Origin of the sequence: Mucilaginibacter sp. NFX135 (assembly GCF_048565145.1) — a bacterium.
Taxonomy (GTDB): domain Bacteria; phylum Bacteroidota; class Bacteroidia; order Sphingobacteriales; family Sphingobacteriaceae; genus Mucilaginibacter.
In genome coordinates this window covers 4,218,458-4,231,701 of sequence record NZ_CP183412.1, presented here as the reverse complement: position 1 = coordinate 4,231,701, position 13,244 = coordinate 4,218,458, and the positions used below count along the sequence as shown (strand labels likewise).

8 protein-coding genes and 1 tRNA gene are annotated in these 13,244 nt (G+C 40.2%); 3 read left to right on the top strand and 6 right to left on the bottom strand.

Going from position 1 to position 13,244, the window contains the following annotated elements:
• Window positions 1-91 precede the first annotated feature (91 nt).
• The 3 genes from ACNURT_RS17515 to ACNURT_RS17505 form a co-directional block, all read right to left on the bottom strand.
• Entirely contained in the window at window positions 92-877 is a 786-nt protein-coding gene (locus ACNURT_RS17515) for an amidohydrolase (RefSeq protein WP_419698811.1), read from the bottom strand.
• A 100-nt stretch (window positions 878-977) separates the two neighbouring features.
• Complete coding sequence (locus ACNURT_RS17510) at window positions 978-2,123, bottom strand: methionine aminotransferase (protein WP_419698810.1); 1,146 nt, start codon at window positions 2,121-2,123, stop codon at window positions 978-980.
• Between the two features lie 94 nt (window positions 2,124-2,217).
• A complete protein-coding gene (locus ACNURT_RS17505; RefSeq protein WP_419698809.1) occupies window positions 2,218-3,195 on the bottom strand; it encodes a YeiH family protein in 978 nt (325 codons plus the stop codon).
• A gap of 253 nt (window positions 3,196-3,448) precedes the next feature.
• On the opposite strand from ACNURT_RS17505, the gene ACNURT_RS17500 reads away from it, so the two are divergent.
• The 3 genes from ACNURT_RS17500 to ACNURT_RS17490 all read left to right on the top strand — a co-directional run bounded on the left by ACNURT_RS17500 (window position 3,449) and on the right by ACNURT_RS17490 (window position 5,043).
• A complete protein-coding gene (locus ACNURT_RS17500; RefSeq protein ID WP_419698808.1) occupies window positions 3,449-3,856 on the top strand; it encodes a DUF4199 domain-containing protein in 408 nt (135 codons plus the stop codon).
• A gap of 258 nt (window positions 3,857-4,114) precedes the next feature.
• Window positions 4,115-4,188, top strand: a tRNA-Pro gene (locus ACNURT_RS17495).
• Between the two features lie 243 nt (window positions 4,189-4,431).
• Window positions 4,432-5,043, top strand: coding sequence for a hypothetical protein (locus ACNURT_RS17490; RefSeq protein WP_419698807.1), 612 nt, complete (start codon window positions 4,432-4,434; stop codon window positions 5,041-5,043).
• 294 nt (window positions 5,044-5,337) lie between these two features.
• Here ACNURT_RS17490 and ACNURT_RS17485 read toward each other — a convergent pair whose 3' ends face one another.
• The 3 genes from ACNURT_RS17485 to ACNURT_RS17475 all read right to left on the bottom strand — a co-directional run bounded on the left by ACNURT_RS17485 (window position 5,338) and on the right by ACNURT_RS17475 (window position 13,157).
• The gene (locus ACNURT_RS17485) at window positions 5,338-8,196 is read right to left on the bottom strand and encodes a sugar-binding domain-containing protein (protein WP_419698806.1); all 2,859 of its coding nucleotides are present in this window, start codon (window positions 8,194-8,196) and stop codon (window positions 5,338-5,340) included.
• Window positions 8,197-8,306: 110 nt separating this feature from the next.
• Window positions 8,307-9,824 (bottom strand): RagB/SusD family nutrient uptake outer membrane protein, encoded by a 1,518-nt coding sequence (locus tag ACNURT_RS17480; protein ID WP_419698805.1) that lies wholly within the window; start codon window positions 9,822-9,824, stop codon window positions 8,307-8,309.
• 27 nt (window positions 9,825-9,851) lie between these two features.
• Entirely contained in the window at window positions 9,852-13,157 is a 3,306-nt protein-coding gene (locus ACNURT_RS17475) for a TonB-dependent receptor (RefSeq protein ID WP_419698804.1), read from the bottom strand.
• Window positions 13,158-13,244: the final 87 nt, after the last annotated feature.

The following is a 13,244-nucleotide window of genomic DNA, read 5'->3' as shown; positions in this document are numbered from 1 at the left end:
GATATAATATAATGTATCAGGAGGTGCCGCGAAGGTTAATTGTAGCTAAAAATAAATGGAGACAAGTATAATTTAGTTGAAATAGCAATGCTTAAATTTCTATTTCAAACCCATCCGCATCCTTTAAAAAAGGCAAAGCACGGCGGGCTTTCTTAACTTCATCGGCTATGATTGAGAAGGTGTATACATCGTCTTCGTCGCGTTTATAATACACTACATTACCATTCGGGTCGATACAAGTTGAATCGCCGGAGTGATAAACCTCATTGCCGTCATGGCCTACGCGGTTTACGCCAATTACATAGCTTTGATTCTCCACGGCGCGTGCGGGCAGCAAAGTGCGCCAGTGTAATGCTCTGCGCTCGGGCCAATTGGCTACTACAATGAGCAGGTCATAAGCGCTTTCGTTAATATTACGTAACCATACCGGAAAACGAAGATCGTAACAGATAACCGGACAAATTACCCATCCTTTAAGTTCTACAAAAAGCTTTTCGGTACCTGCGGTGTAGGTGTTATGCTCTTTACCTAATGCAAAAAGGTGCCGTTTATCATAATGCTCATAACTGCCATCTGGTCGCATCCAGATAAGGCGGTTGTAAAATTGATCGCCTTCCTTTATAATAATGCTGCCGGTTATTACGCAATCATATTGCTGAGCGGTTTTTAACATCCACTTCATGGTTTTACCGTCCATCGGCTCCGCTAATTTCTCTGCGTCCATGGTAAAACCGGTGCTGAACATCTCGGGTAATATAATAAGGTCGGTTTTTTCACGTATACCACTTGATAATCTTAGCGATATATTCTGTAAATTTTTATCGGTATTTTCCCAGAAAAGGTAGCCTTGAAAAACAGTAATTTTAAGATTATCCATAAGCAGCATTTTAGTAGTTCATGGTTATAAACGATGGGTTGTTGTCCATCTGCTGTTATTAACCAAAGCCATGGTTTATAACAAATATGTTAACCATAAATTAAACCTTCAATAATCTATCAACGGCTTTATCTAAGGTTTCTTGCCTTTTGGCAAAACAAAATCGTAATACATGATGGTCAATTCCTTTGGTATAGAAGGCCGAAACAGGTATAGATGCCACACCATTTTCCTTAGCCATACGTATAGCAAAGTCCGCATCTTTTTCATCCGTTATTTTGCTGTAACGCACTGATTGAAAATACGATCCATGACAGGGCAATAATTCAAAACGGGTTTGTTCAAGCCCTTTTCTGAAGTAGTCTCTTTTTTGCTGAAAAAAGTCGCCTAAACCCAAATAGGTGTCTTCATTTTTTAAGTATTCGGCAATAGCGTATTGGATGGGAGTATTTACCGCAAACACCAAAAACTGGTGGATCTTTCTGAACTCACTCATCAGGTATTCTGGCGCCATACAGTATCCCACTTTCCAACCGGTAGCATGAAAAGGTTTGCCAAATGATGCAACTATAAAACTACGTTGCTGCAACTCGGGATATCGTGCCATACTATGATGAGTTTCGCCATCATATATCAGGTGCTCATATACCTCATCACTCAGGATCAGTATATCCTGATTTTTAACGATCGCACTAAGTTCATCGATATCCTGCTTATGCAGAATAGTTGAAGTTGGGTTTTGAGGCGAGTTAAGGATGATCATTTTAGTTTTATGATTGATCAGTCTTTTTACCATATCCCAGGCAATGCGATAGTTTGGTGGTTCAAGCGCAAGTGATTTTACAACGCCTCCCATTAGCTTAATTGCGGGGCCGTAACAATCAAAAGCAGGCTCAAAAATAATCACTTCATCATTGGGATGTATAACCGCGCTGATGGCTGTAAAAATAGCTTGTGTACCACCGGCGGTTATAGTGATCTCGGTATCCGGATTATAAATCGCGCAGTATAATTTTTCTGTTTTCTCGGCAATTTTTTCGCGAAGGCTCATTACTCCGGCCATTGGGGCGTATTGATTATGGCCATTTTTCATCGCCTTATTTACCAGTTCAATAAGTTCAGGAGAGCAATCGTAATCAGGAAAACCCTGCGAAAGATTTATTGCACCAACCTCGTTGGCCAGGGCCGACATGATGGTGAATATGGTTGTGCCAGTTTGGGGGAGTTTTGAAACAACAGGTATCATTGGGGCTAAAAATAAACAAAAAACGGTAACCACCCATACGGAAAAACACGTTTTTTTTGTTTGTTGAAATTATTTATTCTTATATGAAAATTAATTACGTCCAATGTGTTACTGCATATAAGGCACTTGCAGATATAGCTATCCATAATAATATACTCTGAAACAGGGGCCTGAAACCTACTGATAATAAAACCGTACGGGACAAACCTGCTCCGATAAAGAATAAGGTAAGCGTTAACCCCGCTTTGGCAATTTTTATAATATAGGGACTAACAATGGATACGGCAGGTAGGTAAGTGTTAATAATCATGGCCAAAATAAACAGGCCTATAAAATAGGGTATCTTAATTTTTCGCGAATCGTTTTTAAACAGAAATGAGGACACAAAAGCTATGGGTATTATCCATAAAGCCCTGGCGAGTTTAACCGTAGTAGCAACTTCCAAAGCTTGTGTTCCATATTTACCGGCCGCACCTACCACCGAACTGGTGTCATGAATAGATATTGCACACCATAAACCAAACTGGTTTTGCGATAGGTTTAAATGATGCCCAATCACCGGAAATATAAATAGCGCTATAGAATTGAGTATGAAAACACACCCTAGTGCAACTGATATTTGTTTTTCTTCGGCTTTGATAACCGGAGAGATTGCTGCTATGGCACTTCCGCCGCATATGGCTGTACCTGACGAGATGAGGTAAGAGGTTTTCTTTTCAATCTTAAACCATTTGCCTGTCAAATACCCGAATATCAGGGTACAGGTAATGGATGCGATGGTAAACAGAATACCTTCTTTACCGGCCTGTAGCGCGCTATGAACATTCATGCCAAAGCCTAAACCTACTACTGATATTTGCAGCAACAAATGGGTAGCCTTATGATTTAAATGAAGATAGGGGTGACCGGTGAACTGAGCTATAATAAGCCCTATTAACAGCGCTACTGCCGGGCTTATCAATGATGTTAAACAAAGTGCCGTACAGATGATGAATATAACTATGCGTGCATTTGTGCTTACATTGAATATTAAGTTATGGGTATTATTAGCGAATTGATTTTGAGTGTGCATGTGATGTTTCTTTAATACATCACAAAGGTGAGGCATTAATGTATACGGTTTTTATCACAAAGTGGCATCTGTAATAACTTTTAGTTATGCTTTGATCTTAAATGACGCTTTACTAAGAGTTATTAACCGTCTGAAATGTTATGGGCGTAAAGGAATATTGTTCTGGTAAAATACTTATATGTTTGAACAATTAGTCTTGCTTTTTCTTTTATTAATATGTAAATTTAACTGTCCTGCCAAATTTTGACGACTCATGAAAAATGCATTTGTTAGTGGTTTAGTTGTAGGTATTTTTAGCGGAACCTGGCTGTTCGTAATGCACACGTTTGGTTACAGCAATTCAGGTAATCATGTTTACCCTATTGAGTACTTATCTATTTTAATACCATTGATAGGAGTGTACATGGGGGTAAAAAGTTATAAGGAAAACGAAAAGGACAATAAGCTTAGTTTTTTCGAGGCCCTTTTCCAAAGTTTCAGAATATTAGTCATTGGTGGTATCGTTGCTTGTTTGGCCGGGCTCGTATACCTTAATTATGTTGACCAGGGCAATAACTTCCTTGGTTTTTCCGGTCGTTTACTGGGCGGGGCGCTGATAGGGGTATTGATTTGCATAACTGTTTCACTTGCGCTGATGAACCGGTCGGGCAAGCTGGATTAAGTTATTATCTGTTGAATCTGAAAGTGTCAGCGTTGGCGTTTTTCTTACCAATATCATGTCGTGTATAATTTTTCGCTGCTATTTAACAGGCTCTGTTATCTTAAATTGCGGTAATTCTACTATGTAAAATATTAATGTAAATCTTTTTTTAAGTTCAAATCTGTGCTAATGAATGGGTTAGCATTTAACTTTAAAAATCTTTTAAAAAAAGTTTTGCAACTTGATTTAAAATCCTACTTTTGCAAACCCAATCGGGAACGGGATGTAGCGTAGCCCGGTATCGCGCCACATTTGGGATGTGGAGGCCGCAGGTTCGAATCCTGCCATCCCGACTAAAGCGATACCAATAAGTATGAAAAACCTGTAAATCATTTGATTTACAGGTTTTTTTTGTTTTAGCCCCATACCAAATTATACCAATATATCTCAAGCTGTCTTTAACCAATCCGACTACCACTTTTTTAATTTTAAATTTGTGGGTTTTTAAAAGTGATGTAACTGACTGTTATCAGTTGTATCTTTTTAAATTTATATAAAATCAAATACTATACATTGCACAGGTACATCATTTAAAAATGACATTTACTAAAAACAATTTCCCAGAAATAACATCCAGGCATTCCCACGCTCTCACTTCGTTCATCAAAGGATTTGGGTGGCTGATGTATGTATTTGTACCCATTGCTTTGATAGGAATGACGATACTCGTTTTTAATTCAAGACATATTTCAATCAGTTTAAAAATAGGAATGCTTGTACTGTCCTTACTGCTGGTGTGGTTTTTCGGATGGCTGATAGTAACGATGCGAAAAAAAACGAAAAGTAATGTTACCAAAATAACGGTAGATAAAAATGGCATTAATTATTACAACGACATAGAACTGATTAAAACATTAAATTACGATGATTTGAAAATCCGTCCGCAGAATGAAAAATACGATGTGTTTTTGAGCGAGCTCGGAGAGGATGGTCCTTTCATACTAAACTTTTATGTTTTGGATTCTAAATCCGATAGGCCCCTGAGAAAATGCCCTGTTTTTGATTCGGACGTTGTTATCACCAACAGTAACCAGCTTACCGCCCATTTCGTAACAGGCATATTATACTTTAGATCCGATTTAAAAATTGAACCTGGTGTATTAAATTTGTACCAATTGGGATGGGTAAAAAATGAAATACTGCACTAGCAATTTTCCTTAAAGAGCTTTTCACCCCCCCCGACTGCTTTAAATCTGATTGTTGCAGATATGTATATAGGCGAAAATATTGGTCGTGGCTATAATAATGTTAAGGAAGTAATGGACGTCTGGGAAAAGCGAAGAGCATTGCCGGGCAAAGATTAGGCTCTGCCGGGCATAATACTATATGGGTACAGGAATCTGGAAGATGGATTAGCCTGTAACAGCTATTAGTAAATGTTCAATAAAACTTACCTATAAAAGAAAGGGCTGCCTCACTTTTCCGAGGCAGCCCTCATTACATTATTTATATAATGATTCAATTTTTTGAATATCAATTTTTTGTTCGGGCAAAAATTGATCGCCGGTCATATAGCTTTTAAGGCTATATAATAACTGCCGGGCTTCCGGTCGTTTATCCAGATCAGATTGGAGGTCAATACCTGAAACAATCAGCTTGCCATTTCCCGCTTTGCATTCAAAAATTAAGCCGAGTGGTCTTGCTGTAACCCAGTCATCTACTACCCGTACAATCGGCTGTAAACCATTGGCCACCGAATCAAGTTTAATAGCGTTGGAGTGTGACATGGTATCCCACCACTGCCAGTTACTATAACTTTGAGTAGGAAATTCCTTTAAAGCAGGATGCCGGGGATCGCATAAAATACCTAACGTAACAGGAGGTTGGCTTTTGGTCCAGGCTGTATTCCAGAATATGCTTGAAAAACCGATGGCAATATCGCCGCCTTTATCTTTTTTAAGCTGACCTTTTTCAAGCGTTAGCAACACCTTTCCGCCTTTGTTTAGCAACTCAATTGCCTTGTTATCAATGGTGTTGGTAACCATAACATTCTGGCCAATTTGGGGCAAAGCAGCCGGGTAAACAAAAAAATCCCATGAATTTTCATACCCGGCAACAACTACGGTTAAGGTAAGTTTAGCAGGCTTTGTTATCGAGTTAAAGGATTGATTAATTACACCCAGTTTTATTCCGTTGCCAAAAGGTATCGTAGTACGCTCTAATACCCCCTTAAATAAAACATCGCCTGCATTATTCTTGATATTCCAGTTGGGTATTACGTTTGTTAATTCCTGCGGGCCAAATTGCGCTATTTCTATGGGAACCGTTAACACTTCGTTATTAAGATAAACCATTTTTGGAAAGCGGGCCAGGGGAACAACCGCATTGCAGAATTTGCTGTATTCTTTCCCGGTGATGTATCCCTTATCGCCCCAAAACGGATTAAGTACACCTACTAAAGCTGTGCCTTGTCCTGGAAAATCATTTAAACCCAATAATTGAAAGCCACCAAAGCCAGGTGTACGTAAAGCAGCCTCTATATCTGCCTTATAACATAAAGCCTGCAATTTTCCCGAGGCAAACAAAAAATCGGCAGCCAAATTGCCCATGCCATGTTTTTTAAGCACATCATCAAAAATTTCAAAATTCTTTGCTTTTAACACGCCGTCATATTGAGCTATTTCTTTAAAATCAGGGTAAACACACCATTGACCTATTTCATGGCTTACCGTTGGATGTTGCCACTTTTTAATAATATCGGTCCAGTCGTAGTCGGTTTTAGGCGTCTGGCTGTTGATGATACTTTTTAAACCCTGTCCCCATCCCTGGATACGTGGATCTGGTGTACTATTATAATCGCTGCCGGTAATAATTGGCCAGCCTGAGCCGGTTGAGTATAACCTGCGGGGATCCTTCTTTTTCCAATAATCCACAAAATCTGTCAGATATTTAACCAGGTTTTTACCGGCAGGCTCATTGCCATAGGTCATCATGCAGAAAGACGGATGGTTACCATATGCTTTCACTATTCTGTTGCTTTCATCATAAATATACTGATCCAATGGTTTCCCATCACCAATAGTGGCGCCCTGATTGGCCCATGAGGCGCATTCAATTTGAAAATAAAAGCCCACCTGGTCACCGGCTTCAAAAGCAGCTTCAGGAGGGCACCAGGAATGAAAACGCAAATGATTTAATCCGTATGATTTGCAAATATTTAAGATCCGCACCCATGATGCAACATCAGTTGGCGGAAAGCCTGTTTTAGGATAAGCAGCACATTCCAGCGTCCCTCTCAAAAATGTAAGCCTGTTATTAATGGTAAATTGTGTGCCCCAGGCCGAAAACTCACGCATCCCAAATGTAACTGACCGTTCATCCTTTCCGCTTTTATCAGTAGTTAGGCTGATGGTCATTTTATAGGTATCAGGGGTAAATTCGCTCCATAATAAGGGTTGTTCGCCCATCGGGTAAGTTATTTCAATAACTGTATTTTTTGCTATGGTCAACCTTTTGGTAAGTGCTTTTAACGCTTGCGGCTGTTTTGGCGTAGCCAACAGATTTACATTAACATTGGCGGCCTTACCAGTGGTATTCTTGATCTGAATGCGGGCTTTAACCTGTTTGTTCTTAATATCGGGATACAGTTGCACATCATCTATATACACAAGTGGTTTGGCCTGCAAAAACAGCTGCCCTATCATGCCATTCCAGTTGGTTTGGGTATGATCAGAAATGCTGTGCGAATTTTGCCCCACGTTAAAATCCTTTACCCGGTTATCAACCCTGATGGTTATTCGATGCTGACCGGGCGATAAGGCATTGGAAAGATCAAAAATCTGGGCGGTTGAAAGGCTGTTTTGCATCCCGATCTGTTTATTATCCACCCAAACGGTGGTTTCCCAATGACTTCTTTCAATATATAGCTCAATATGCTTTTTATACCATGACGAAGAAATACTTACCTTTTTTTGATACCAGGCTGCCCCCTTATAATATTTAACCGGCTGCAGCCAGAATGGCACCTTGACATGGCCAGGCTCACGGTATTGTGCATAATCCGGACTATGGAACCAGGTGGAATCTTCGATACTTCCTGTCCAGGGGGTATGGGTTGTAATATCGTTCCCTTTCCCATTAGTGGTCATTGAACCGGGAAGGGTGACTTTGTCATTCAGTGTGTTTTTATACCATTGTTGCGTTATGCCTGCATCCAGCGAATCAATTTGAAACGCCCAGCTACCGGAAAGATCTATTCTGTAATCTGTTGTTAATGAGCCATTTTTTGACTGGCCTTTAACAATGGTTATAAGCGCTAACTGCAAAAAAACAATTAACAAAAGCAAGCTTAGTTTTCTCATCTGTTTATAATTGGTATTTAAATTTAACAGAATGATCTGGTTGCTTTCATACATGAAAACAACCAGATCATAAAAGTGAAAAGGTGACTTAAGTAATAATCAATTGATTACTACCAGTTGGGGTTTTGTTTTATCAGTGGATTACTGTTGATCTCGTTTTGTGGAATCGGGAAGTAATCATATTTACCGGCAACAAAAAACTGCTTTCCAACTTTATCACTGTTGCTGATCTCCTGAGCCAGTTTACCCCAGCGTTTCAGATCGTAAAAGCGTTGATTCTCCCGGGCAAATTCAATCATACGCTGGTGCATAATTTCGGTCATCATTTGATCCTGGCTATAACCGGCTGGTAAGTTAGCAAGTTTTGCCCTATCTCTTATTTGTTTTATATAAGGGTATGCATCCTGTACCTTTCCTTGCATAGTCAATGATTCAGCCAGTAAAAGCAGCACATCAGCATAGCGCAAGGCCCGCTCATTATTACTTGATGTGTAATCAGAAGCGCCGCTTGATCCGGCAAGCTCATTAACCTGATTATAGTTCTGATACTTTTTAAACATGGAATGATATCCAAATACAAGCTTGTAACTGCTGAATGGTTTTTGGTAAAAAGTGGCCCCCGGATAATCCCATATCAGCGTAGCATACATGCGGGGATCAAAATCATTGGCCGTGGTTTTTTCCTTTTGAAACTCATTAAAAAGCTTATCAGTAGGGCTCACCTCAAACCATCCGCTTACCTCTGATGGTGCAAACTCCTGTGCAGTAGTAACGCCTAATGCTTGTTGTGCATTTTCGCCGGCCCAGGGGTTGGTACCGCCAACATCGGCCAGTTGGATCTCAAATACAGATTCCTGGTTGTTCTTTTTGGTGGCAATAAAGTTATCCCCATAATCAGGCATCAATTGATATGACATGCTGGTTACCTGTTTTAGCGTAGTTTCGGCATTAGCCCAGGCTTTAGTATACACATAAGCCTTACCCAGATAAGCCAAAGCAGCACCCTTGGTTGCCCTGCCTATCCATTGTGATGAGTATGACACAGGCAGATCGGCGCTCGCAGCGGTAAAATCTGCAATAGCCTGCTTCCAAATTTCGGCTTCCGGTGATTTAGCTGTGAAATAAGCATCTTTATTTGCCGGAACAGTCAGGATCAAAGGGGCATCACCAAAGTTTATGGCCAGGATAAAATAATTTAATCCCCGCAGAAACTTTGCCTCGGCAACATATGCCTTTTTAACATTAGCATCCAACGGTACTTTATCAATGTTTGCTAATATCTGGTTAGCCCTGAAAATAGCCCTATACGATATGTTCCACAAATCATTGGCAGGACCATTGTCTGGCGTATTGGTAAATGTTGATAACTTATAAAGGTCGGCCACATCATTTCTGATAAAAAAGTCATCGCCGCGGCCATTAGCAAGTTCAATGCCCCTTACGCCCCAAAAACCGCCATTTACGTCCCTTAGCAACCCATAAGTGGCTGCAAATGCGCTTTGCACATCGGTTTCGGTCTTCCAGAAAGTTTCGGTAGTTATTTTATTGGGATTTTGAAGTTCTAATGTGCTTTTCTTACAGCTGCAAACTATAGCAGCTATACAAAATATGATTATTGAATTTTTCATAATTTAAATTTTAATAGTGCTTATGAATTACAATGATAATTGAATACCCAGAGATATGGTTCTGGCCAGCGGATAAGCCACATGCCCAAAATCTACACCCCGGTCAAGGATACTCAGTTGTGCACTCGTTGCTCTGCCTAAATCAGGGTTAAAACCAGTATAGTTTGTTATTGTAAAAAGGTTATCAGCGCTTGCATAAACACGTAAAGAAGTTATCCGCATTTTTTTTACCAGTGCACTATTTAAAGTGTATCCAATTTGCAGGGTTTTCATTCTTAAATAAGAGCCACTTTCCAGAAAACGGGTTGATGTCCGGTTATTAAAGTTTGGATCGCTGGTAACTGCTCTTGGAATGTCAGAATGGTTAGTAGGTGTCCAGGCATTAAGCATTGATTTAGCGTAATTAAAATCAAGGTTGGTGCTTTCCAGATCCTGCCTTAAGCCATTGTATATCTTATTGCCCTGAGTGCCCTGAAAAAACATATTGATATCAAAACCATACATGGATGCATTGATGCCAAAACCATACTCAAAATTAGGAAAAGGGCTGCCCGCATTAACTTTATCGTTATCGTTTATCTGTCCATCGCCATTGGTATCCTGGAATTTTACATCGCCGGGAGCAGCGTTGGGTTGAATCGGCTTGCCATTTTTGGTATAACTATCAATTTCGGCCTGTGAATTAAATACACCAATATCCTTTATCAGGTAAAAAGAGCCTATTGAGCCGCCGGCTTCGGTTAGCGTACTGGAAGCGCCGTGGTGGGTAGGCTGCCCGCCAAAAATTTGCTGCGTGCCTGTACCAAGCGATATGACTTTATTTTTTACCGCGCTTATTGTACCAAAAAAGCCATAGTTTAATTTACCTATATGATCATTAAAATTAACACCAACCTCAATGCCTTTATTACGCAGATCTCCCGCATTTACTACCGGATTTGAAATTGATCCTGCTGAACCGGGTATAGGGACGTTTAATAAAAGATCGGAGGTCTTTTTTATGAAATAGTCGGCGGTTATATTCAGTTTATCTTGTAAAAAACCTATATCCAAACCTATGTTTGAAGTTTTGGTAGTTTCCCATTTAATGTTGGGAGAAGCAAAGGCTGTTTGAATAGCCCCGAACCATTTTTGCTGATCGGCACCTGTAACATAGTTTATATTTGATGAGATGGCTGCACTGTACTGATAATCCGGAATCTCCTGGTTACCCAGTACACCATAACTCGTCCTTAATTTTAAAGTTGAAAATGTATTTTTTAAAGACCCGAAAAAGCTTTCATTTGAAATATTCCATCCCAATGCAATAGAAGGATAATCGCCGTAACGGTGAGTACTTCCAAACCTTGAAGAGCCATCGTGCCTGAAACTGGCAGTTAAAAGGTAACGATTATCATACGAATAAATGGCCCGGCCAAATATTGATACCAGATTGCTTTCAGTCCTGTTACCACCACTGGTAGATATCCCGGCGCCGGCATCTATCTGGTCAATGCCATCCGGCAAATCTGTTCTGCCTGCTGCGGTATAATTATATTTAGTGCTTTGGTAAGCATAACCAGCCAATGCCTGTATACTGTGTTTGCCAATATGTTTATCATAGTTCAGGGTATTTTCTAACAAAACCAATACCGTTTGATCTTTGCTCAAGTTGATGTCATTGGTAGGGTGTGAGAATAGGGAACCTACAACAAATCTTTTATAATAATCGTAATTGCTGGTAAAGCCATTGGTATAACCCAGGTTTAGTTTGTAGTTTAAACCAGGTAAAAGATTTACCTGTGCGTAAGCATTTGTTATGATATTGGTAAACTCGCGGTTAATGTTTTCCAGGTTTAACTGTGCTACCGGATTAGCCACGTTAACCACAGGGCCATAAGCTCCGGCGAAACCACCTAAAGCTGTTGGGTCATAAATTTGAAAAACAGGGATCATTTTTGCGGCAGATCCTACCGGGTTACCACCCTGGCCACCCCAGCCACCGGGCATAGTGATAAATTTTTCTCTTGACAATAATACTGTTTCTCCAAATTTCAGGCGACCTTTGGTGGTTTCTGTTTTAACGCGTAAGTTATAACGTTTATATCCGGTTACATCTACAATACCTTGCTGATCGTTATATCCGCCTGACACACTGTATTTGGTTGATTCGCTGCCACCGCTTACAAGCATATTATATTGTTGAACAGGGGCTGTTCTGTATATGGCATCCTGCCAATCGGTACCGGTACCCAGCTGATCTGGGTTTTTGGCAATATCAAGTCTTGGTAAGCTGGCATTATCATGGGCAGTATTACTTACTGTAGCCCATTCCTGTGCATTCAAAACATCAATTTCATGCGCTATTTTTTGCTGACCATAGTTTGCAGTAAACTGTACTACAGGAGCGCCATTTTTACCAGCTTTAGTGGTAACCAGTACCACACCATTAGCAGCCCTCGAGCCGTATATAGCCGCGGCTGAAGCGTCTTTTAATACATCAATTGATTCAATATCAACCTGGTTTAAGTAGTTAATACTGGCCGTTGGCACACCATCAACAATATATAATGGAGCCCCGTTTCCTAATGTACCAACACCCCTGATCATAATACGTGTTCCGGCACCCGGATCACCACCAGCTGCTTCTATGGTAACACCGGGCATTTTGCCTTGTAATGACCTGGTAACGTCACTTACACCCTGAGCCTTTATATCAGAGCCTTTAACCGATGCGGTAGCGCCTGTTAAATCCGACCGTCTAACCGTTCCGTATCCAATTACTACTACTTCATTTAAAGCGGTTTGAGCCTCCTGTAGCTTTACATTTATTTCGGTGCGGCCATTGATGGCAATTTCCTGCTTCGTAAAGCCTAAAAAGGTAAATTCCAGTACACCGTTGGCGTTATCAACGGTTAAAGCATACTTACCGCTGCCATCGGTAATTACACCATTACTGGTACCTTTTATTTTTACGCTTACACCAGGCAGGGGCTGTCCTTTTTCGTCAGTTACCACACCGCTTATTTTTACGGCTTGCTTAGGGATATTGTCTGTTACATCCTTTTTTCGCAAAACAACCGTATGTTGATTTATAGTGTAGGTTACAGGCTGATTGGCAAAACATTTTTCAAGAACCTGTAAAAAAGGCTCGTTGTTTACCGATAGATTAACTTGCCTGGTTTCACTAAGCACCTCTGTTTTATACAGAAAGTGGTAACCCGTTTGCTGTCTTAATTCTTCAATAACCTCTTTTAACGAAGCGTTCTTGAAATTTAAGCTCACAGTTTGGGCATTAGAGGTGGCGTTCACCTGCATGATGGTGGTAATTAATAAAATTAACACAAGTTTCATCACCCTAAAAATTTTAAATGGCATACAGGAGATCCTCCTGCATGGATATGCAATATTATCTTTATACATTTGGAAAAAGGTTTAATT